The sequence below is a fragment of the Micromonospora polyrhachis genome (genome assembly GCF_014203835.1).
Taxonomy (GTDB): domain Bacteria; phylum Actinomycetota; class Actinomycetes; order Mycobacteriales; family Micromonosporaceae; genus Micromonospora_H; species Micromonospora_H polyrhachis.
Genome location: NZ_JACHJW010000001.1, coordinates 6,847,566 through 6,870,663 on the forward strand (window position 1 = coordinate 6,847,566; position 23,098 = coordinate 6,870,663).

The window sequence follows — 23,098 nt, forward strand, 5'->3', positions numbered from 1 at the left end:
CCGCGTGGCGCTACCTGAACGAGTCGCTAGGACCACCGTGTGAGGCAGGTCGGACCGCAGGAGGTGTCGTGCGCAGGGGGATCCGTCGAGCGATGCCGCTCGTCGTCGTACTGCTCTCCGGTCTGGCGCTGGCGGGTGCCGCGCCGGTGACCCGGTCGGCACCGCCGGCCGCGCTGCTCGCCGCGCCCGCCGCCACGGGTTACCGGCTCGGCTACACCAGCACCGAGCAGCCCGCCCTACGGGTGGCGATCCCGGGTCAGTCGGCCCGCCCACTGTTGACCGGAGACGACCGGGGCGATGCCGATCTGGATGCGGACACGCGTGCCGGGATGCTGGTTTGGGTGAGCCGCCGTGCGGCGGACGCCCCGGCCGATCCTGGTGGGGACCTCTATCTGCGTCGACCGGGCTCGGGGATCGCTCGGTTGACCAGCGGCCCCGGCGCAGACAGTCAACCGGCGCTGTCGCCAGACGGCCGCCGGGTGGCCTTCGTCTCCGACCGGGGCGGCAGCGCCGACCTCTGGCTGGTGGTGACGGACGGGTCGACACCACGGCGGCTCACCGACCACCCCGGCGAGGACATCGGCCCCAGCTGGTCCCCGGACAGTACCCGGATCATGTTCAGCAGCACCCGGGACGACCCCGCCGGGGACCTATACGTCCTGGACGTCGCCAGCGGCCGGACCACCCGGCTCACCAGCGACCCGGGGGCCGACACCCAGCCCGCCTGGTCCCCGGACGGCACCCGGATCGCATTCACCACCACCCGGTTCGCCCCGGCCGACGGTTCGGGTGCGGCCACCGAGGTGGTGACCATGCCGGCGACCGGCGGTCCGGTGACCCGGGTCGTACCGGCTCCGTGGGATTCCGCCCAGCCCGCCTGGGCACCGGACAGTCGGCGGATCGCGTTCGTCAGCACCCGGTTCGACAACGCCGGAGACGTCTACTTGCTCGATCGGGGTACGGTCACCCCGGTCGCCGCCTCGGAGCTGGCAGAGCGGCATCCGGTCTGGCAGGCCAACGAGGTGATCTTCACCGGGACCGAAGTCGAGCCCTCCACCGACGTGTGGACCGCCGACTCCAACGGGCAGGACCGCCGCGACCGGACAGTACGGCCGGGGTATGACGAGACCGGGCCGGCGTTCACGGCCGACGGGACCCGTCTCGCCTACAGCGCCGAACAGCCAGCGGGTGGAGCCCGAATCGTCGTCGCCGACGGTGACGGGCGCAACCCGCGGATGCTCGCCCCACCCGGCACGCAGGTCGGCGACGAGGACACCGACCCCACCTGGTCCCCCGACGGCACCGCGATCGCGTTCACCCGGCGGCCCGCCGGCCGGTCACTGCCAACGCGGATCCTGGTGGCCCGGGCCGCTGACGGCCACCTGCTCGGGCAGCTACCGGTGCCACACCACCTGGCCGCCCAGGACACCGAGCCGGCTTGGTCCCCGGATGGCACCCGGATCGCGATCTCCCGTACCGCCACCCGACGGCAGAGCATCGTCGATCCCACGCTGGTCGACCAACCGTCGTTACCCGGCCGTGAGTTCACTGTCACCACCCGGGTACGCACCCCGGCGGTGCCGCCCCGACCGGACATCGTCTTCCTGGTCGACAACACCGGCTCCATGGCGGCACCCGGAGAGGACGGCAGCAGCGTCATCGAGCAGCTCAAGGCCCGAATCCCCGAGGTCATCGACAGTGTCCGGGCCGACCAGCCGGACGCGCACTTCGCCCTGGCCACCTTCGGCGGGCAGGGTGATCCGAGGCTCTACGACCCACGGCTGGCGCTGACCGACGTGGACGCCGACATCCAGGCGGCGGTCGACACCCTGGAGGCGGACAGCGGTTACGGCACCGAGAACTGGTTCTACGCGCTGCGGCAGATAGCCCGCAACGACCGGATCGGTTTCCGGACCGACAGCAGCCGGATCGTCGTACTGATCAGTGACACCTACAGCATCGACCAGACCACCCCCACCGGGGAACAGATCACCCGGGAGTCACTCGGGGACGAACTGGTCGGGGCCGGGATATCCCTGATCGGCGTACCAATCACCGGCGCGGGCGGCGAACTGGGGCTGAACTACGACGGGATCGCCGAATCGCTGGCCCAGCAGACCGGCGGCCGACTCACCCCCAACAGCCAGCCGGGCCAGCTCATCCCGGCGATCAAGGACGCCATCCGGAGCCTGACCCTGACCGTCACCCCGGTTGTCGAGCACTGCGACGACGGGCTCGACGTCACCTTCACCCCGAACCCGGCGCGGGTACCGGCGGGCGAACCGGCGGTCTTCCAGGAACTGGTGACCGTGGCGTCGGGGGCGACACCCGGTGCGGTGCTGCGCTGCGTGCTCCGCTTCGACGTCAACGCGCCGCAGCCCGGGTTGGACTCCCGGCAGGACCTGGTCGTCCGGGTGGCCCACCCGGACCATCCCTTCGTACGGGTAGACGACGTCACCGTGGCGGCGGAGGGCACCGACGGCACCGTGGTGCAATATCAGGCGAGCGCGGTCGACGCCGCTGGTCGGCCGCTGATCCCCCGGTGCGAGCCGGCCTCGGGGTCCCGGTTCCCGATCGGGCAGACCGTGGTGACCTGCACCGCGGTCGACTCCGCCGGGCGAAGCTGGCAGGACGTCGCCACCATCACGGTGCTGGACAAGGACGGTGGCGGTACCCGGATCTGGGTGGTCCGGATCGCCGCGGCCACCCCCGACGCCGTGTCCTTCGGCGACCAGATAGACGTCAGCGCCCGGGTGAGCGAGCCGTGCCGGGCCCGTACCGGGGACCGTGGTCCGGCCTGGTCCCCGGACAGTACGGCGCTGGCCTTCACCGACGGCGGACGACTCGCGACGCTGTGCGTGGTCACTGCCGACGGGACCAATGCCCGTACTCCGCTCTCCGCCGTCGACCAGGCGGATCGGCCGGCGGCCGATCCGGCGTGGGCACCGGACGGCAGCCGGATCGCCGTCGCGCTGAGCCTTCCCGGACCGGGCCTGGCCGCCGCCTGCGACTGCACCATGCCGTCCTCGATAGTTACCGTGCCCAGTGGCGGCGGTCCAGCGACCACCGTGATCCGACACGTCGGCTACCAGCCCGTATACCAGACCCTTCCGGTGCCGGACCTGAGCCTGACGGTCTCCGTGGGAGGACAGCCCGGTTACGTCGGCGGGGACAGTATGCCGGTCACCTACACGGTCCGGAACACCTCCCGGCAGCCGGCGAGCAACGCCTGGCTCAGCCTCGCCCTGCCTCCCGCTCTGCTTCCGGCGGTGTCGATGGACAGCCGCTGTGACGCCGCCACCGGCCTGTGCCGGCTCGGCACGCTGGGCATCGGCGACCAGCAGGTGGTCAACGTGGTCCTCCCCGCCCGGGCGGCGACCGCGCAGGCCGTTACCGGCCGGTTGACCGCCACCGTGGGCGAGGGCACCCCCACCACCCGGTTCGCGCAGGCTCCGCTACTGGTGCTGGCACCGACCCTCGTGGTCGAACCGCGGATCGGTCCACCCGGGTTCGTCACCAAGGCGGTCGGCACGAACTTCCCGCCCGGGGCGACAGTCCGGCTGCGCTGGGACGTCGGCATCACCGCCACCCCGAACACCGTGGTCGTCCAACCCGACGGAACGTTCCAGGTCCAGGTGCTGATCCTGCGAAAGGATCCGTTGGGCCCCCGTTATCTGGGTGCGGTCCGAGTCACCGGTGGTAGCCGGTTCGGGCCGGTCCGCACCGAGCAGCCGTTCCTGGTCGTACCTAGGGCCCTTGATCCACCCAACTTCCACGAACGGCGGTAACTGGTGATCCACGAGATCGACGAGGCGCTACGTCGGCTGGTCCGCGACGAGGCCCTGCCGGCGGCAACGGTGGACATCGTGTTCGAGGCCCCCACCAAGGAGTGGGCGGCCCGACGGAACGCCCCGACCGTCAACATCTACCTCTACGACATCCGCGAAGACCTGCGCCGCCGGTCCCGAGGTCTGATCAACGAGTACGACGAGCAGGGCGTCGTCGCCCGTCGGGTGATGCCACCGCGCTACCTCAAGCTGTCCTACCTGGTCACCGCCTGGACCCAGCGGCCGGAGGACGAGCATCGGCTGCTCTCCGCCCTGCTGCTGGGTTTCATCCGATTCGATGCCGTGCCGGCCGCCCTGCTGACCGGCTCGGTGGCCCAGGTCGGCATGCCGGTGCCGATGACGGTCGCCCTGCCGCCGCCCGAGGACCGGGCCTTCGCCGACGTGTGGACGGCGCTGGGCGGCGAGTTGAAACCGTCGTTGGACGTCGTGGTGAGCACCCCGCTGATCAGTGGGCAGGGAGCGCCGGCCGGCCCGCCCGCCCGCGAGGGGGTCCAGGTGGACGTCGCGGATCTCACCGGGCAGGGTGGCACCGACGACCGGGTCGGCCACGTACCGGGCATCACCGATCCGACCGGCGGCGGTCGGGTCGCGATGCGCCGGAACTCCGGTGGTGAACGGTCGTCATGACGCATCCCCCATCGGCACTGCTACGTCGCCTGCAACGGCTGGAACAGGCGGTACGAACCGCCGTGGCGCAACGCCGCGACACCGACCCGAACCCGGACGATCCATTCCGTGGGCTCTACCTTTCCGACGAGACGCTCGACGCCACCCTGGCCAGCGGGCGGGGGCCGTACGTCCCCTGGCCGGAGCCGAACGACGAGGCGACGGCGGGCAGTCCCGATGATCGGCTCGACGCGTTGGCGAGGGCGGCCGAGCTCACCCCGCTGGACGTGGCGCTGCTGCTGGTGGCGCTCGCGCCGGATGTGGACAGCCGGTTCGAACAGTTCTACGGCTATCTCAACGACGATGTCACCCGCCGTCGGGCCACCGTCGGGCTGGCGTTACGGCTCTGCGGCCTGCCGGAAGCCGCCGCGGCGGCCCGGGTCCGGCTGGCCGCCGGAGCACCATTGATCGATCTACGTCTCGTCCAGGTGGACGACCCGGACCGGCCGGTGCTGACCCGCGCGTTGCGCGTACCGGACCGGGTCAGCGCACACCTGCTCGGTGCCGACGCACCCGAGCCACTGCTGGCCGGGGTCGCCGAACCAGTCGACGCGCAGGGGCAACCCCCACCGGGCGCGACAGAGCTCGCCCAGGCACTGGCTCGGGCCGGGGTACGGCTGGCCTACCTCCGGGAGCGCCCCGGTGCGAGCGCGCTGGCCCTGGGGGCTGCTGCCCTGGACCAGGCCGGCCATACGGCGCTGGCCGTCGACCTGGCTCGACTCGCCGACAGCCCGCACGCGGCCGAACTGGCCACCGTCGTGGTCCGAGAAGCCGTACTGACCGGGGCCGGGGTGGTGGTCGGCCCGGTGACCGGAACCGAACCGTGGGAGGTCTGGGCCCAGCTCTCCACCGGGTCGGCACCGGTCCTGGCGTACGGCGGGCAAACCTGGGACCCGGCCTGGAGCCCACGGGCACCGTTGCAGGTCGAGGTGGCACCGCTGTCCGGTGCGGACCGGGCGGCGGTGTGGCGGGAGACGCTGGCCGGCACCCTGGCTGAGGGGGTCGACCCGGCCGCCGCCACCGCACAGTTCATCCTCGGTGCCCCGGCCATCCGGCGGGCCGCCTCGGTCGCAGCCCAGCTCGCCGCCGCCGCCGGTGAGGCGGTCGACGAGTCACACCTGCGTGCCGGTGCGCGTACCCAGAACGCGGCCGGCCTGGAACGGCTGGCTCGGCGAATCGTCCCCGAGGTCTCCTGGGACGACCTCGTGCTACCCGGTCCGATCCTGGCGTTGTTGCACGAGCTGGCCGGTCGGGCCCGCCACCGGGACCGGGTGCTGCGCGAGTGGCGGATGCGACCCGGCGGTGGCCGGGGGCACGGCGTCACCGCCCTCTTCGCGGGTGACTCCGGTACCGGCAAGACCATGTCGGCGGAGGTGGTGGCCGGCAGCCTGGGGCTGGACCTCTACACGGTCAACCTGGCCACGGTGGTCGACAAGTACGTCGGTGAGACCGAGAAGAACCTGGAGCGCATCTTCGCCGAGGCGGCGGGGGTCAACGGGGTGCTGCTCTTCGACGAGGCAGACGCGATCTTCGGTAAACGCTCCGAGGTACGCGACGCGCACGACCGGTACGCCAACATCGAAAGCGCCTACCTGCTGCAACGGATGGAAACCTTCGACGGCTTGGCGGTGCTGGCCACCAACCTGCGGGCCAACCTGGACGAGGCGTTCACCCGGCGACTGGACATCGTGGTCGACTTCCCGGTGCCGGACGAGGAGGCCCGCGGGGCACTGTGGGAACGCTGCCTCGGTGGCCGGGTGCCCCGCAGCAATGACGTGGACCTGGATTTCCTGGCGCAGGCATTCGAGCTGGCCGGCGGGCACATCCGCTCGGCAGCGGTGACCGCCGCGTACCTGGCCGCCGGACAGAGCCGTCCGGTCGGGATGGCTGAGCTGATCGGCGCGGTGGGCCGGGAGTACCGCAAACTCGGCCGGCTCACGCTGGAGAGCGAGTTCGGCCCGTACCTGGCCCTGGCGCACTGATGATGGTCACTCATCGCGGTTACCCGAAGAGGCAGCCGCGTCTGCCCGGAAGGCGAGGCGGCGGGATCTGGCCGACGACTGCCCAGAGGTGGACGGTCAAAGGGGCCGGTAGCGAAGGAGGTAGAGATGCGGGGAGAGCGCGAGTTCAACTCGGAGTCGGCGGTACGTCCCGCTGGTGATCGGGTCCGAGCAACCGAACCGGAGCACGACGCCTTGATGTACCAGGCGGCGGCAACCGGCCGGACCGACGTCCTGGGCGCGTCAGGGCTGCTCGGGCTGCAACGGGCGGTGGGCAACGCCGGAGTCACCGAGCTGCTGGAACCGACCGAGGAACGTTCACCGGTGCACTCGGTGGTCCACTCGGGCGGCGGGTCAGCGCTCGCCCCGGACGTACGCACCGACATGGAAACGCGCTTTGGTGGTCAGGACTTCGGCGACGTACGGGTGCACACCGACGGGGCGGCACACGAGTCGGCGAAGTCGGTGAACGCGCAGGCGTACACGGTCGGCTCGAACATCGTCTTCCAGCGGGACACCTACGACCCGTCGAGCGCCGCCGGGCAGCACATGCTGGCCCACGAACTGACCCACGTGGTGCAGCAGCGCAGTGGCCCGGTAGACGGCACCGACGCGGGTGGCGGGGTGAAGGTGAGTGACCCGTCGGACCGGTTCGAACGCGAGGCGGTGGCCAACGCCGACCGGTTGATGTCCCAGCCCACACCCACCGCTGACTCGGCCGGCGGGCCGGCAGTGCAGCGGCACACCGAGGACGACGGTCACGACCACGCCCAGACGTACGTCCAGCGTCAGGAGAGCGGCGACGAATACGAAGAGGACGAGGCCGCCGCCCAGACGTACGTCCAGCGTCAAGAGTCTGGTGAGGAAGAAGAAGAGGAAACGCCCGCCGCGTAGGAGGTGCGTGTGAAGGCGCCGGCTGAGGACCTGGGGTTGGAGCGGGATTCCGTACGCCGTCCCACGACGCATTCCCCCGATCGTGTCCCCGCCGATGCCACCGCCTCAAGTGAGTCACCAGCTACCAGCTCGGCGGTGTCGTCCCGGACGCTGACTCCGGCGGTGGCGCAGCGGTTGCAGGCGGCGGCGGGTAATCGTGCGGTGTCGGGGTTGATCGCCCAGCGACGGGCTACACCCGCGCCGGTGGCACGGACGAGACCTACGACGGGCAGGGCCGGGGCCTCGCGTTCGACGGGTACGCCGACAGCGCAGCGGTCGCCGGGCCCGGTCTCGACCGAGGTCTCGGCTGGTGGATCAGCCAGTACCGGGGGCGGGACGGTCGATGGTGTTGTCCCGGTGCCGTCGTCACCGTCTTCCGTTCAGCGGATGGCGGTGGATGCGCCGTCGGTGGCCCGGCCGCCGGCTTCGGCCGATCCGAAGTTCGCGGTGTTGACCGGGGATGTGCGGGCGAAGCAGAAGCAGATGTCGGCGCATCCGCCCGCATCGGCGGAGGCGGCGAAGGCGCAGGGTGCGGCGAGGCCTCCCTCGGATGACAAGGAAGCCCAGGGGAAGACCGCGAACGCGGAGAAGATGAACGCCGCGAAGCCGGGTGGGTTCGACAAGGCCGGGTTCGTTACGGCGGTGAACGAGGCGATCGCCGCGCAGGCCCCGAAGAATTTGGATGAGGCGGACAAGTTCGGGGAGTCGGGTAAGGCCGACGCGGTCAAGGGGCGGGTGCAGGGGCAGGTCACCGACGGGAAACAGGCCTCGGCGGAGGCGATCGACACCGCGACGAAGGCACCCCCGGACACGTCGGCGGCGAAGGACAAGCAGGTCACGCCGTTGGTGGCGGACCGGCCGCCGGGTGCACCCGGGACGCCGGATTCGGGTAAGGCGGTGCCGGACAAGGCCCCCGCTGCGGCGACTGATTTCTCGGCCGGGCCGGCGCAGGTGGATCAGCAGATGACGGATGCGCAGGTCACCGAGGAGCAGTTGGCGAAGTCCAACGAGCCGGAGTTCACCGGGGCGTTGAAGGAGAAGAAGGCCGGGGAGGCGCATGCGGCGACCGCCCCTGGTGAGGTGCGGGCGGGTGAGGCGCAAACCCTGGCCGGGGCGAAAGCCTCGGCGGGGGCGGCGGGTGCGGCGGCGATGACCGCCCTCGCCACCGACCGGAAACAGGCCGGGCAGGCGGTCGGTGAGGGTAAGGAGACGGCGAAAGGCTCGGACGAAGCCAAACGGGCGCAGGTCACCGCCGTGTTGCAGAAGGTGTTCGACGCGACGAAGAAGGACGTCGAGGGCATCCTCACCGGTTTGGACAAGAAGGTCGATGAGGCGTTCACCCGGGGTGAGAAGACGGCGCGGGATGCGTTCACCGCTGATCACAAACGGCGGATGGACGCCTACAAGGACAAACGCTATTCGGGGCTGATCGGCAAGGGTCGGTGGGTCAAGGACAAGTTCGCCGGTCTGCCGAAGGAAGCCGACGAGATTTTCGTGACCGCCCGGAAGGGCTACGTCGACCGGATGCAGCAGGTCATCTCCGCCGTGGCGGACATCATCGGCGCGGAACTGGGTCGGGCGAAGCAGCGTATCGCCGCCGGCCGGGACCAGCTACAGGCCGAGGTCAAGAAACTCCCGGCTGACCTGCAGGCCATCGGGAAACAGGCGGCCGGCCAGTTCGCGGGCAAGTTCGACGAGTTGACCGAATCCGTCGACGCCAAAGGCAAAGAGTTGGTCAACACCCTCGCGTCGAAGTACAACGAGGCGTTGAAGGCGGTGGACGCGGAGATCGCCGCGGAGAAGGAGAAGAACAAGGGGCTGATCGCCAAGGCCGTAGACGCCGTCGCCGGGGTCATCAAAACGATCATGCAACTCAAGGACCTGCTGCTGGGTGTGTTGGCCAAGGCCGCCAGCGCCGTCATGGGCATCCTCAAGGACCCGATCGGGTTCCTCGGCAACCTCGTCACCGCCGTCGGCGCCGGACTCAAGGCGTTCATGGCCAACATCGGCACGCATCTGAAGAAGGGCCTCATCGGTTGGCTCCTCGGCGCGATGGCCGGCGCCGGCCTGGAACTACCCGCCAAGTTCGACCTACGCGGCATCATCACCATGATCGCCAGCCTCCTCGGGCTCACCTGGGCAGCACTACGCACCCGGATCGTGTCCCGTGGTGTTCCCGAACCCGCCATGACCGCCGTCGAGCAAACCGTGCCCGTCGCCCAGAAACTCCAGTCCCAAGGCGTGGCGGGCGTGACTGACGAGATCGGTCAACAGGTCGGCGACCTCAAGGGCAACCTGCTGGGCAAAATCGCCGAATACTTGATCCCCACCGTCCTCATGGCCGGCATCACCTGGATCATCAGCCTGCTCAACCCCGCCAGCGCGTTCATCCGCGCCTGCAAAATGATCATCGACTTCGTCATGTTCATCGTCAACCAGGGCGCCCAGATCATCCAATTCGTCAACAGCGTCCTGGATGCCATCATCGCCATCGCCGGCGGCGGCGCAGGCGGCGTCCCCACACTCATCGAGAAGGCCCTCGCCAACTCCATCCCGGTATTGATCGGCGCCCTCGCCGCCATCCTCGGCATCGGCGGCATCGCCAACAAAGTCAAATCCTTCTTCCAAACCCTCACCAAACCCATCCGCAAAGCCGTCGACTGGATCACCGACAAAATCGTCGCCACCGGCAAGAAACTCTGGACCAAACTCAAGAGCAAGTTCAGCAAGAGGAAAGGCAATGACCAACAAGGCCAGCAGAAGAAGATCGATCCTCGAATTCGCGAGCTCGTAGCCGCAGACGTCAATGCACAACTACCTGATGGCGTCGCAGATGAGAAGGTGAAACCCGCAGCAATGGCGATCATGGCAAAGCGTCGCTCGCAGGGCCTACACCTACTCGAAGTCAAGCCGGGCAACAGGCCAGGCCGGTTTGAAGTCTACATGGCGGCGAGCCCGACGACACTGGTTCGCTCGACACAGGTCGATCCCGGAGACGAGAGAACACGCGATCTGATCAACGGGAATCGATACCCGGAGGCGACCTTCAACATCCCGAAGGACGTCATCATTAGCGGGCAGATCAAACTGCCCGTATCCGGAGAGAAGGCTGGCTACGGCGCAACGTATGCTATTGCAACACTGCACACACCGACACGAGTCACCGCCTTTGACAAAACATCCAGTGGCGATTCACTGCACGCCGAGGAGGTGCTCTGTCAGGATCTGCAGAGCAACTGGGACTCGTACGTGGGACCCGTCACTCAGGAAACTCGGCCCGGAATGTCGAAACCACAGGCCAACCTCGTGGTGAAAGTTACTCGAAGCCCATGCGGAAGATGCGCACCGCAGTTGGGTGCCTTACGCAGTTTTGCCAAGAATGTCAAAAATTGGGATCTCACCGTCGAGGTCCGCGCTATAGGTCTTTACCACGGCAAAACCGTTGACCCGGCGACAGGGTCGGTAGTCAAGGGCACGGGAGCAAAAGGTCAGACGGTCACCACTGGACCCGCCGTCGGTAAGGAAGGCCTCAAGACACTCAGGGAATGGGGCATCACCGTTCGCCCCCTCTCCCCCACTGACCCCACCATTCGCACAGAGCTAGCCAAGCTCTCACCGGCGGATCAGAAGGAGATCGTTACAAAGATCCTCGACTGGAACACCAAGTTGTCCGACGCCATCGCCGATGTAAACACCGTTCCGATCAAATTGGTGGCGATCTGAGAAAGGACCGCTAGCCGTCCGCCAACTGTGCCGCCAACTCCAGAAGCATCCGAATCCCGCCGGCAGTCTCCCGCACATCTAGATCAGGGTCGCCTTCATCGAGCCGAATTATCTCCGGAAGGAATTCACTCCAGCTCGTGTACTGCGGAACGATAAGCGCAGATTTCCGGACGTGCGGCCGATCATCACCCAGGCCACGGATCGTCGTTGCGAATACCGCGTCGTCGAAGGCCCCGACCGCTGTGCATGCGATGAGTCGAAACCCGCGACGGACAGCGCCTTGACCCGCACCAAGGTCGAGTGACCGGACGGCCTCTTCACGATCAAAGCACACGAAACTTGCGCGTATCTGCTCCTCGTCGGCGACACTCTCGACCTGGACGTACTGGCAACGGATTATACTGTCGTCAATAAAGCAAACCGATCCCGACGCAGCCTCCCATCGAAGCATTGGGCGATCTTCGTCGATGTCGCCGTCCAGATCGATTGACACTTCCTCCGAACTCCACCCCTGCTCCTCCGCGAACCCAGAAAACTCCCGCATCGACGTCTCTTCGACAAACACGAGCCTTCGCCCAGCCATCGAAACACCCCCTACCTGCCATAAATGCGTGCCTAAACCTAACCACACCATCGACGCCAAGGGCGACCGCCGGGCCTCGCGTGCCCGCACGACGATGCCCCTACGGGCATCGAAGGTTTCCCGATCAAGCGTCCTGTCGGTCGTGTCCGCCGGAGCGCTGCCGCGCGACGCTCTCCTCATTCACAGGACGAGGAGGCGTGATGCCCAACTATCTGGCGCCGGGCGTGTACGTCGAAGAGGTGGAGTCCGGCTCGCGGCCCATCGAAGGCGTGGGTACCGCAGTGGCTGCCTTCGTCGGCTTCGCCGCGCAGGGCCCGTTCAACACCCCGACGCTGGTGACCAACTGGAGCCAGTATTCGCAGGTCTTCGGCGAGTTCGTGCCGGACTGCTATCTCGGCCACGCGGTCTACGGCTTCTTCCTCAACGGTGGCGGGGCCTGCTATGTCGTACGCATCGGTGGTGACCGTGCGAACGGCGCGGCGGGAGCCGGACAGTCCGCGATCGGCCCTGGCCCCACCGCGACGGTCGGCTCCTATCGGGTCACCGCCCGGGAGCTCCCGCGCGGCGGTGGCACCCCGGACGATCTGACCGTCGAGGTGACCGACGCCCCCGAAGGGGCCCCAGAGGAGCGGTTCAACCTGGTGGTCAAGCGTGCTGGCAAGGTCGCGGAGACCTTCGAGAACGTGACCACCAAGCGGGGCAAGGACAACGTCGTCACGGCGGTCCGCGAAAAGTCGAAGCTGATCACCCTTGAGGAGACGGTGCCGGCGGCACAGCTGACCCGCCCGAGTGGTGGCGAGGTCGCGCTCACCGTACCCGCACCGGCCACGGCCGCCCCCACCGAGGTCGCTGCCGACGAATATGTCGGCGATGCGGCGGAGCGTACCGGTTTCGGTGGCCTGGAGGCCGTCGAAGAGGTCACCATGGTGGCGGTGCCCGACCTGATGGGCGCCTACCAGCGAGGGGCGATCGACCTGGAGTCGGTCAAGGCGGTCCAGACCGCGATGATCGCGCACTGTGAGTTGATGGGCGACCGGATGGCGATCCTCGATCCGCCGCCCGGCCTCTCTCCCCAGCAGGTCAAGGAGTGGCGCACCGACCAGGCCGGCTACGACTCCAAGTACGCGGCGCTCTACTACCCGTGGATCAAGATCTTCGACCCGGCCTCCGGCATCAACCGGTACGTCCCGCCGTCCGGCCACATCGGCGGCATCTGGGCCCGCAACGACAACGCCCGGGGCGTACACAAGGCTCCGGCCAACGAGACGATCCGGGGTGCGGTGGCTCTGGAGACCCAGCTGACCCGGGGTGAGCAGGAGTTGCTGAACCCGATCGGCGTCAACTGCCTCCGCACCTTCCCGGGACGGGGCATCCTCGTCTGGGGGGCCCGAACCCTCTCCTCCGACCCGGCCTGGCGCTACCTCAACGTACGCCGGTTGTTCAACTACCTGGAAGAGTCCATCCTGGCCGGCACCCAGTGGGTGGTCTTCGAGCCGAACGACGACGCACTGTGGGCCCGCATTCGCCGTACGATCAGCGCCTTCCTGGTGATGGAGTGGCGGCGGGGTGCCCTGTTCGGATTGACCCCCGACGAGGCGTTCTTCGTCAAGTGCGACCGGGAGACCAACCCCGCCGAGAGTATCGACGCCGGCCAGGTGGTCTGCCAAATCGGTATCGCCCCGGTGAAACCGGCCGAGTTCGTCGTCTTCCAGCTGGCGCAGATGTCCGGCGGCACCAGTCTGGTCAGCGAGTAGTGACCGACCAGAAGTCAGCACTGGTCAGTGAGTTGAGGAGGTAACCGTGCCGCTCCCCGATTTTGACTCCGCCGTCGGCCACTCGTTCGGGCTGGAGGTGGACAGCGTGATCATCAAGCAGATCACCGAGGTGTCCGGCCTGAAAATGGAACAGGACGTCATCGAGTACAAGTCGAACACCGCGGACGGCAAGTTCTTCGTCCGTAAGGCGCCGGGTGCGCCGAAGGCCGGCGAGGTGACCCTGACCCGGGGTCTCACCGCCGACAACAGCTTCGAGCGCTGGATCAAGGACTGCCGGTTCGGCAAGATGGGCGATGCGCGCAAGGGCGGCGCGATCATCGTCTTCGACTACGAGGGCTTCCCGATCAAGCGTTACAAGTTGATGAACGCTTGGGCGAAGAGCCTGGAGATCAGCTCCCTCAAGGCCGGTGACACCAGCGTGCTCACCGAGAAGCTGGTCATCACCTACGAGTCGATGGAAGTCGAGTAGCCCGATGCGCCGTACCTCCGCGCTGGCCTCCCCCACCGCGATCGTCCCCGGTGCGGCCCCGACCGATGTCGCGGTCGCACCGCAACGGGAGACGCTCCGGACCGAGTTCCCGTTCGAGCTGCCCCGAGGCTACGTCGACGGCAGCGGTACGGTGCACCGCGACGGCGTGATGCGGCTGGCCACCGCCCGGGACGAGCTGGTGCCACTGCGCGACGACCGGGTACGGGAGAACCCGCCCTACCTGACGGTGGTGCTGCTCAGCCGGGTGATCACTCGGATCGGCACGGTAGTCGACGTGCATCCGGGAGTGGTGGAGGATCTGTTCGCCTCGGATCTGGCATTCCTCCAGGACATGTACCGACGGATCAACAGCGAGGGGCACACCCGCGCGAGCGTCGTCTGTCCCGAGTGCCAGCACCGGTTCGCGGTAGACCTGGCGGGTGGGCGCCTGGGGGAATCGTGACGTACGCGGCCGAGCGGATCTACACCGAGGTCGCGTACGTCGCCTATCACTTCCACTGGTCGTTGGACGAGATCCTCGACCTCGAACACGGCGAACGGCTGCGCTACGTGGCCGAGATCGCCAGTATCAACAACCGGATAAGCCAAGGGCGGTGAAAACATGTGGCCGTGGCGTCGCCGTCGAGCGTCGGTGCAACGGTCCACTGCGGACTCGGCACTACCGCCCGTCCCGGCTCCCGCCCAGGCGGCGAAGGTAACGCCGACTGGGCCGACGGCACCGGAAGTCGTCCCGCCAACGCCGGCGGCCTGGCGTTCTCTGCCGCCGATCCAGCGAACGGTGACCGGTAGTCCGCTGCTGAACCCATCGGACGAGTTCTCTTCCTCGTTGGCGGCCTGGGGAAATCCGTCGTTCGTCGGCTCGCTGGGGCATGCCCTCGGCCCGGCCGAGCCGGCCGGGGTGCTGCACGACCTGACGGTGCCGGTGGCACCGGCTTCGGCGCACAGTGCTCCCCCACAGCCGCACTCGGTTGATCCGCCGCTCGCCCTGCCGCCGACCCGTACCGCGTCGTCGAAACCATCCGTCCAACGGCAGGTCAGCGGGACACCGGCCGCGCCACCACCAAGCTTCGCACCGCTCTCCAGCCCAGCGCCGTCACCAAGCTTCGCGCCGTCACCAAGCTCGACGCCAATACCGAGCGCCGCGTCGCCGCCGGAGCGACTGGCGCCTACGGAGTACCTGGTGCCGGCGGAGCCGTTGACCGTCAGCCGCCTCACCGTCGCCCCGCCCCCACCGGTGTCGCTGACATTGCCGGTGGTCGCCGCCCCGCCAGTCATTCCCGCCCTCGATCCGGTGCCGACCGCTCCGCCCGTTCCCGCTTCATCAGAGGTAGCCGCCCCCACCGAATCGTCCAACGTGCAGCGGCAACCCGAACCAGGCGGCGAGAACGTACCGGAGCTGACACCGGAAGGCGTCGCACCCACCATCGGTGTGGCAGCCGTCGAACAGGCCGGTGACACCCAAGACAGCACTGCCGCAGACAGCCCAGTCTTCTCGTCGTACGACCCGTCACCCGCGTCGTCAGCGCCACCTGTCGTCGTGTCCCGCTCGCTCGCCGACTCCCGACCGTCGGCCCCGTCCCCGCCCTCGGTAGCCTCCCCGCCCTCGTCCCCCGGCATCGAGTGGTCGGCATCGGCACGTGCCGGAGACGGGCCAGCAGCAGCGATCGTGCAGCGCAGCACGGACTTCCTGGCCGACGCCGGTAGCGCGACCCGACCGTCGCGCCGGCTCGGGCTGGGCGAACCGATCGTGCCGCCGACCCTGCCGATGACCGCGCAACGCACCCCGACCAACCCGTCGATGCCCACCGGACCGGTGGTGGGACCGCCGGAGAGCGCACCGGCCGGGCCGGTAATGCCGATGGTGCAGCGTACGCAGGCCGCAGCGTCCCCATCCGGCCCAGCCTCGAATCCGACGGCACCGACACCAGGACCGGCACAGGCACAGGCACCGACATTGCCGGCCGTGACGACACCGACCTTGCCGGCCAACCCGAGCGGCACCGCCGACCTGCTGGGCAGTGAGGTCATCGTGTCCCGGCTGGCCGAGTCAGTCGGCACCGATCCGGCGGGGCAGGGAGCCGGTACGTCGAACTCGGAGCCAGCGACGCGCAACCAGTTCGATGAGCTGCCACTGACCGATGGTCCGTCGCCGGCAGAGTCGCCCCGGCCAGTCGCTGCCTCGCCCAGCGATCCGGTGCCACCTCCGTCGGTGGCCTGGACCGACACCGCTCCGGCCGACAGTGTGCCCACGCTCGGTAACACCGAGCTGGCGACAGCCACCCCGAACGTCTCTTCTGCCGCGCACGGTTCCGCGGACGGCCGGTCGATACAGCGGCTGACCGAACCGGCAAGCCTGGATCTGCCGCTCAGCCCGCCGGCCGGCGGTGACAGGTCGACGCCCAGCAGCGCTATGGAGGCATCCCGCTCGACCACCGTAGCTGCCCCGCCACCGGTGGTGGCCCGGCTGATCGGGGACCGCCCGATCGAGCCGCTGACCGGCGAGGGCAAGGAGAGCGCGAGTCCCTACCTGCCGGCTCCGCTGCCGCCGACCGTGCAACGGGTCCACTGGGGTGCCGCTCCTGACGGGCCGACCGGGGACGGCAGCACGGCCCTTCGGCGTGCTGCCACAGCCGACATGAGCTACCCCGCATCCGGCCCGACGTCCACACCGCCCCCCAGCGGCGGCGACCTCCCCACCGGGGCAGGTGCGGGACATCCGGGCGGCGACCAGCTCGGACTGGTCACTGTGGTGCCGGTACAGCGATGGGGTGACGTCGGGCCGGTACCGGGCCTACCGAGGGCCTTGACGCAGCCCAGCCCTTCCCACGGCGTCGCCAACCCGCCCGTACTGGCCGTGCCACACCTGGTCAGCCAGCCAGCAGGTGTCCTGGCAACGCCAGCAGTCACATCGGTGGCACAGCGGCTGCCGGAGCCGATGATGCCGCCCGTGGCACAACGGCTGCCCGAGCCGACAACGCCGCCCGATCCGCCGTCGACCGTACCGGAGGAGCCGGCCCCCGCGCCCGAACCGGAGCCCGCGCCGGCACCGACGACGTCCGGGGCGACTCCACCACCACCCGCGCCGGGCGGCGGCTCCCCCGGCTCCACCGGTGCGGTCGGGGCCGCCGGTGTGGCGGAACCGGAGGAACTGCTCAAGAAACTGTTCGACCCGCTGCTGCGCCGGCTGAAGACCGAGCTGCGCCTGGATCGGGAGCGGTACGGGGTGCTGGACGGTCCGGACTGACGACCGGAACCGGAACGGAGCAGCACCCAGAAGGAGGAGAAAGATGGTCAGGGACGAAGTCGCCGTCGCGGTGGCCTTCGTGGTCAAGATCGACGATCAGGATCTCGGCGCGTTCAACAGCTGTGACGGCCTGGGTTGCGAGGTGGTCGTCGAGCAGCGCGAGGAAGGTGGCAACAACGGCCACGTCTGGCAGCTGCCGACCCGGATGAAGTTCTCCAACGTCAAGCTCTCCCGTCCGGTCACCGCGGACAGTGCCAAGCTGATGCGCTGGTTCTCCGGCATGGCGGGCGGGCTCAAGCGCAAGACCGCGACCATCGAGGCACGTACCCAGGAGGGCACGGTGATCGCGCGGTGGGGGCTGCTCGACGTCATCCCGATCCGGTGGACCGGACCGCAACTCAACCCGGACACCCCCAAGGTCGCCACCGAGACGCTGGAGCTCGCCCACCACGGTTTCTTCGGCCCCGGCACCGGCGGCTGAGGTGGCTGGCGATGACTGACGACCGTAGGGAGTGGTCCGGATGAGCGCGTCACCGGTCACCTTCAGCGCCGCGGGCGGTTCGGGCGTGGGTGGTAGCGGTGGGGCACCGCCACAGCTCACCCACGCGTACCTACAACTGCACGAACCGCCGAAGAACGGTGGGACGGCCAATCCGGGCCCACCGCTGAGTCGGATCCCGTTCCAGTTCAACCCCAAGGAACTGGCGCTGACCAAGACCGCCAAGTGGAAGCGGGACGCCCAGCGTAACGCCAAGAAGAGCGGCGTACCGGAGTTCACCGGGGCCGACCCGTGCAAACTGACCGTGGAGATGTTCTTCGACGCCACCGACACGATGGACTCCAGCGTCGTCAAACGGGTCGAGGAGCTCTTCTCCTGCTGCGTGCCCACCGATGCGAGCCGGGACCAGAAGAAAGGCTCCCCACCGTGGGTGGTCTTCCACTGGGGTGGCATGGTCGGTTTCCCGGCGTTCGTGGCCAGTGTCAGCGCGAAGTACACCCTCTTCACCCCGGGCGGTACTCCGATCCGGGCGCTCTGCACGGTGACCCTGGAGGAGATCTCCGGCGAGCAGGCCGGCCAGAACCCCACCTCCGGGGCGCTGGCCGCCCGGGACGTACACACCGTCGTCTCCGGGGACACCCTGCACTCGGTCGCCTACCGAGCGTACGGCCGGTCCGGGTTGTGGCGCGAGATCGCCGACGCCAACGACATCGACGACCCGATGCGGCTACGCCCGGGTACGACACTGCTGGTGCCCGCGCTGGAGGAGATCGAATCCGGCGGAGGTCGGCGTGGCCAATGAACAGTTCGCTAACTCCCTGCTGATCGAGGTCGGAGGCAACCCGTTGCCGGCCGACGTGGCGTCCCTGCTGGTCTACGCGTACGTCGACGACAGCAGCAACCTGCCGGACCGGTTCCTGCTGCGCTACCGGGACCCGGGCCGGACGGTGCTGAGCAAGGCGGGCTTCAAGATCGGGGCTGAGGTGAAGCTGCGGGTGCAGACCTCGGACCCGGGCGGCCCGGAACCCCTGCTCACCGGCGAGGTCACCGGCCTGGACTGTGAACTCGACAAGACCGGCACCTTCACCGAGGTTCGCGGGTTGGACCTGGCCCACCGGCTGTTCCGGGGACGCCGGGTGGCGGCGTACCCGAACATGACCGTGCCGGACGTGGTGCGCAAGGTGGTCCAGCGGGCCGGGCTCAAGGCCGGCCAGATCGACCCGGTCAAGGGCTTCGGCGGCAGCCCGGACAGCCAACTCAGCCAGGACAACGTCAGCGACTGGACGTTTCTGACCCGGCTGGCCGAGTTGGTGGGGGCACAGGTGATGATGCTCGACGGGGCACTGCACTTCCGGCTGCCCGAGCCGCCCACGGGGGCACCCGACCCGAGCACCAAGGCCACCCAGGACCCGTTGGTGCTGGAGGTCAACCGCAACCTGGTTAGTCTGCGCGCGGGCATCACCGCCACCGCACAGGTGCCCGAGGTCACCGTACGCGGGTGGGACCCGGCCGCGAAGCAGGCCGTGTCGGCGGCGGCCAAACCGAAGGCGGCCGGTACCGAGGTGCCCGGGGTGGACCCGGAGAAGCTGGGAAAGACGTTCAACAGCCCGCCGTACCTGGTCACCGATCCCACCCTGGCCAACGACGCCGCCGTCCGGGCGGTCGCTGACGCCACGGCTGGACGACTCGGCACCGGGTTCGCCGAGATCGAGGGAGTGGCCAAGGGCAACCCCAAGCTACGGGCCGGTACGGCGGTGGCGCTGGCCAACGTGGGCGAGCCGTTCCAGGGCAAGTACATCCTGACCAGCACCCGGCACCTCTTCAGCCAGCAGGCCGGCTACACCACCGCGTTCACCGTTTCCGGCCGCTCGGACCGCTCGCTGTACGGACTCACCGGTGGCGGCCCGGCGGCCGGGCGGCTGGCCACCGGGGTACTGCCGGCGATCGTCAGCGACGTCAAGGATCCGCAGAAGCTGGGCCGGGTACGGCTGACCATGCCCTGGCTGGATGGGCAGTACACGACCGGCTGGGCCCGGTTGGTCCAGCCCGGGGCGGGGGCGAAGCGGGGCCTGGTCACCGTGCCGGAGGTCGGTGACGAGGTGCTGGTCGGGTTCACCGACGGCAACCTGGACGCGGCGTACGTCCTCGGCGGCCTGCACAACGGCAAGGACGCCCTCCCCCAGCTCGGTGCCGAGCCGGTGGACGGCAGCAGCGGCGAGGTGGTGGTCCGGGCGCTGGTGTCCCGTACCGGGCACCGGTTGGAGTTGACCGAGACCTCAAGCGGCGCGGACGGCGTGCTACTCACCACCGGCGACAACAAGTTCAGCCTCCGCCTCGACAAGAAGGGCCAACTCGTCGAGATCATCAGCGAGGGCAAGGTCAAGGTCACCGCGAAGAACGGGATGACCGTCGATTCTGGCACCGGCCCGCTGGAGCTGTCCGGCCAGAAAGTGACGGTGAAGTCCAAGAGCGACGTCGGCATCGAGGGCACCGGCCAGGTGAGCGTTAAGGGCACCGCCGGCGCCTCCGTGGAGGGTGCGACGGTGAAGGTCGCCGGTCAGGGCAGCACCGAACTCACCGCCAGCGGCTCGGTCACCGTCCGCGGCGGCATCGTCAAAATCAACTGAAGGGGGTACGCCATGCCACCTGCCGCGCGCGTCGGCGATCCGACCGGCCATCCCGGTGCGATCGGTGGGCCCGGCGTACCGACGGTGCTGATCGGCGGACAGCCAGCGGCTACCGTCGGCACCACCCACGCCTGCACTTTTCCCGGCACTCCCCCGCACCCGCCGAGCCCGATTGTCCCGCCCGGCTGCCCCACGGTCCTGATCGGCGGACAGCCGGCAGCCCGGATGGGCGACATGACCGGCTGCGGCGCGCCGATCGTGGCGGGCTGCCCGACCGTTCTCATCGGCGGCTGACCATGCGCTCGGACTTCGTCGGGGCCGGCTGGGCGTTCCCGCTGCGTACCGACGCCACCGGGGCGATCGCCCTGGTACGTGGCGAGCGCGAGGTGGTGGAGAGCATTCGGCTCATCCTCGGCACCTCACCCGGGGAACGGCCCGCTCGACCCGAGTTCGGCTGCGGCATCCACGAACTTGTCTTCGCCCCGGCCGACGCCAGCACCGCGGGCCAGATCGCCTACCAGGTGAGAGTGGCCCTGGAACGGTGGGAGCCGCGCATCGTGCTCGACGACGTCATCGTCGACTTCACCGATGCCGGGGAAGGCACCCTCTACATCGACATCCGGTACCGGATCCGCAGTGACAACGACCCCCGGAACCTGGTCTTCCCGTTCTACGTGATCCCCCCGCACCCGCCCGGAGCCGACTGATGCCGCTACCCGCCCCGAATCTCGACGACCGGCGCTTCCAGGATCTGGTGGACGACGCCAAACGCCTCGTCCAGCAGCGCTGCCCGGAGTGGACGGACCACAACGTCTCCGACCCCGGGGTCACCCTGATCGAGACCTTCGCGTTCATGGTCGACCAGTTGTTGTACCGCCTCAACCGGGTGCCCGACCGGCACTACCTCAAGTTCCTGGACCTGCTCGGGGTCACTCCGTTCGCTCCCACCATGGCCAGCTGCGAGGTCACGTTCTGGTTGTCGGCCGCCCGGGACACCGGCGTGACGGTGCCTGCCGGAACGCACATGGCGACGGTACGGCTGGAGACCGAGGAGCCGGTGACCTTCGAGACGGTCGAGGAGTTGGTGATCACCCCGTGTGGCCTGGACCGGGTGCTGACCGCCCGGGGCGACGCCGACGTCACCGACCGCACCACCGAGCTGACCGGTGAAGACTGGGTGGCCTGCTTCGCAGACCCGCCCGCACCCGGCGACGCCACCCTGTTCGGGCTCACCGAGCCGATACCGGGCTGTGCGGTGCTGCTGCGCATGGACTGGACGGTGGCCGGGCGGGGGGTGGACCCGACCGACCCACCGTTGGTCTGGGAGGCGTGGACGGCCGACGGTTGGCAGCCCTGCGTCGTCGACCGGGACACCACCGGTGCGCTCAACCGGGCCGGTGAGGTCGTCCTGCACGTGCCGGCCGGACACATGGCGTCGGTGATCGGCCGCCGCCGGGCCGGCTGGTTGCGCTGCCGGTTGACCGAGCCGGCCGAAGGGCAGGCCTTCTACCATGCCTCCCCCCGGTTACGTAGTGCCAGCGCCGCCACCATCGGCGGCTCGGTCCGCGCCGAGCACGCCGTACTGGTCCGGGAGGAGACGCTGGGTCTGTCCGAGGGGGTCCCCGGCCAGCGGTTCACCACACAACACGTACCCATCGTCACCGGTGACCAACCGATCGAGGTGGAGGTGGCCGGCGGGGACGACTGGACGACCTGGCAGGAGGTGTCGTCGTTCGCCGGATCCGGACCGGAGGATCGGCATGTGGTCGTGGACCGGTCCAGTGGCGAGGTGGCCTTCGGTCCCGCGGTACGGCAGGCCGATGGGACCATCCGCCAGTACGGCGCGGTGCCGCCGAAGGCCGCGCCGATCCGGATCGCCAGCTACCGGACCGGCGGAGGCCGGCGGGGCAACGTGGCGGCCAACAGTCTGACCGTGCTGCGGGACCCGGTGCCGTTCGTATCCACCGTCACCAACCGGGCCGCTGCCGTCGGGGGCGTCGACGGCGAGTCGCTGGCGGAAACGGCGGCGCGCGGACCGTTGACGTTGCGGACCCGGGAACGGGCCGTCACCACCGACGACTACGAGCAGCTCGCCCGGGAGGCCGCGCCGGAGGCGCTGCGGGTGCGCTGTGTACCGGCGGGGGCGGGCTCGCCCGCGATTCGGCTCCTGGTCGTGCCGGCGCTCAGTGAGCACACCGAAGCCGACGACGACTCGACCCGGTTCGCCGCGCTCCGACCGCCGGACGAGATGTTGCAACGGATCAGCTCCTACCTGGACACCCGGCGCTGCGTCGGGGCCACAGTGCTCGTCGAACCGCCGTTCTACCAGGGGGTCACCGTGGTGGCGCAGTTACGGCCCCAGCCCCGTACAGCGGCGGCGACCCTGCGCGAGCGGGCACTACGCGCGTTGTACGACTACCTGAACCCGGTGGGCGGGGGCCCGGACGGGTCCGGCTGGCCCTTTGGTCGGCCGATCCAGTCCGGGGAGGTGTACGCCGTGCTCCAGCGGGTCAACGGGCTGGATCTCGTCGAGGACGTCCGGTTGTTCGCGGCCGACCCGATCACCGGGGAACGGGGCGACCCGGTGCAACGGATCGATCTGGGCTCCCACGCGCTGGTCTTCTCGTACGCCCACCAGGTGCGGATCACCAACCGGGCCAGTGGTTGACCGGCACCGTCGGCGACCAACCTCTCCGAACAAGTCCAGGAG

17 protein-coding genes are annotated in these 23,098 nt (G+C 69.1%); 16 read left to right on the plus strand and 1 reads right to left on the minus strand.

What is annotated here, in order from left to right:
* The first annotated feature begins 68 nt into the window (after positions 1 to 68).
* The 5 genes from FHR38_RS32675 to FHR38_RS30405 all read left to right on the plus strand — a co-directional run bounded on the left by FHR38_RS32675 (position 69) and on the right by FHR38_RS30405 (position 11,170).
* Positions 69 to 3,788 carry a VWA domain-containing protein gene (locus FHR38_RS32675; RefSeq protein WP_184538623.1) on the plus strand — a complete coding sequence of 1,240 codons (3,720 nt, stop codon included), beginning with the start codon at positions 69 to 71 and terminating at the stop codon, positions 3,786 to 3,788.
* A 3-nt stretch (positions 3,789 to 3,791) separates the two neighbouring features.
* Complete coding sequence (locus FHR38_RS30390; protein ID WP_184538625.1) at positions 3,792 to 4,475, plus strand: Pvc16 family protein; 684 nt, start codon at positions 3,792 to 3,794, stop codon at positions 4,473 to 4,475.
* A complete protein-coding gene (locus tag FHR38_RS30395) occupies positions 4,472 to 6,496 on the plus strand; it encodes an AAA family ATPase (protein WP_184538627.1) in 2,025 nt (674 codons plus the stop codon). The genes FHR38_RS30390 and FHR38_RS30395 overlap by 4 nt, the downstream gene beginning before the upstream one ends.
* Positions 6,497 to 6,622: 126 nt before the next feature.
* Entirely contained in the window at positions 6,623 to 7,408 is a 786-nt protein-coding gene (locus FHR38_RS30400; RefSeq protein WP_184538629.1) for an eCIS core domain-containing protein, read from the plus strand.
* Positions 7,409 to 7,834: 426 nt separating this feature from the next.
* Entirely contained in the window at positions 7,835 to 11,170 is a 3,336-nt protein-coding gene (locus FHR38_RS30405; protein WP_184538631.1) for a phage tail protein, read from the plus strand.
* 10 nt (positions 11,171 to 11,180) lie between these two features.
* Here FHR38_RS30405 and FHR38_RS30410 read toward each other — a convergent pair whose 3' ends face one another.
* Positions 11,181 to 11,753 carry a hypothetical protein gene (locus FHR38_RS30410; RefSeq protein ID WP_184538633.1) on the minus strand — a complete coding sequence of 191 codons (573 nt, stop codon included), beginning with the start codon at positions 11,751 to 11,753 and terminating at the stop codon, positions 11,181 to 11,183.
* 200 nt (positions 11,754 to 11,953) lie between these two features.
* On the opposite strand from FHR38_RS30410, the gene FHR38_RS30415 reads away from it, so the two are divergent.
* The 11 genes from FHR38_RS30415 to FHR38_RS30465 all read left to right on the plus strand — a co-directional run bounded on the left by FHR38_RS30415 (position 11,954) and on the right by FHR38_RS30465 (position 23,056).
* Positions 11,954 to 13,507: a phage tail sheath family protein gene (locus tag FHR38_RS30415; protein ID WP_184538635.1), complete on the plus strand. Its 1,554-nt coding sequence runs from the start codon at positions 11,954 to 11,956 to the stop codon at positions 13,505 to 13,507.
* Positions 13,508 to 13,553: 46 nt separating this feature from the next.
* Positions 13,554 to 13,997 (plus strand): phage tail protein, encoded by a 444-nt coding sequence (locus FHR38_RS30420; RefSeq protein WP_184538637.1) that lies wholly within the window; start codon positions 13,554 to 13,556, stop codon positions 13,995 to 13,997.
* 4 nt (positions 13,998 to 14,001) lie between these two features.
* The gene (locus tag FHR38_RS30425) at positions 14,002 to 14,460 is read left to right on the plus strand and encodes a hypothetical protein (protein ID WP_184538639.1); all 459 of its coding nucleotides are present in this window, start codon (positions 14,002 to 14,004) and stop codon (positions 14,458 to 14,460) included.
* Positions 14,457 to 14,615, plus strand: coding sequence for a DUF6760 family protein (locus tag FHR38_RS30430; RefSeq protein WP_184538641.1), 159 nt, complete (start codon positions 14,457 to 14,459; stop codon positions 14,613 to 14,615). Before FHR38_RS30425 ends, FHR38_RS30430 begins: the two co-directional genes overlap by 4 nt.
* A gap of 181 nt (positions 14,616 to 14,796) precedes the next feature.
* Complete coding sequence (locus FHR38_RS30435; RefSeq protein WP_184538642.1) at positions 14,797 to 17,262, plus strand: hypothetical protein; 2,466 nt, start codon at positions 14,797 to 14,799, stop codon at positions 17,260 to 17,262.
* Positions 17,263 to 17,305: 43 nt separating this feature from the next.
* A complete protein-coding gene (locus tag FHR38_RS30440; protein WP_184538644.1) occupies positions 17,306 to 17,743 on the plus strand; it encodes a phage tail protein in 438 nt (145 codons plus the stop codon).
* 40 nt (positions 17,744 to 17,783) lie between these two features.
* A complete protein-coding gene (locus FHR38_RS30445; protein WP_184538647.1) occupies positions 17,784 to 18,563 on the plus strand; it encodes a CIS tube protein in 780 nt (259 codons plus the stop codon).
* Positions 18,553 to 20,388, plus strand: coding sequence for a VgrG-related protein (locus FHR38_RS30450; RefSeq protein ID WP_184538649.1), 1,836 nt, complete (start codon positions 18,553 to 18,555; stop codon positions 20,386 to 20,388). The genes FHR38_RS30445 and FHR38_RS30450 overlap by 11 nt, the downstream gene beginning before the upstream one ends.
* 12 nt (positions 20,389 to 20,400) lie before the next feature.
* Positions 20,401 to 20,682 (plus strand): PAAR domain-containing contractile injection system baseplate protein, encoded by a 282-nt coding sequence (locus FHR38_RS30455; protein ID WP_184538651.1) that lies wholly within the window; start codon positions 20,401 to 20,403, stop codon positions 20,680 to 20,682.
* Positions 20,683 to 20,684: 2 nt separating this feature from the next.
* On the plus strand, positions 20,685 to 21,095 hold the full coding sequence (locus FHR38_RS30460; RefSeq protein WP_184538653.1) for a gp25 family contractile injection system sheath assembly initiator: 411 nt from the start codon (positions 20,685 to 20,687) through the stop codon (positions 21,093 to 21,095).
* Positions 21,095 to 23,056: a putative baseplate assembly protein gene (locus FHR38_RS30465; protein WP_184538655.1), complete on the plus strand. Its 1,962-nt coding sequence runs from the start codon at positions 21,095 to 21,097 to the stop codon at positions 23,054 to 23,056. Before FHR38_RS30460 ends, FHR38_RS30465 begins: the two co-directional genes overlap by 1 nt.
* Positions 23,057 to 23,098 lie beyond the last annotated feature (42 nt).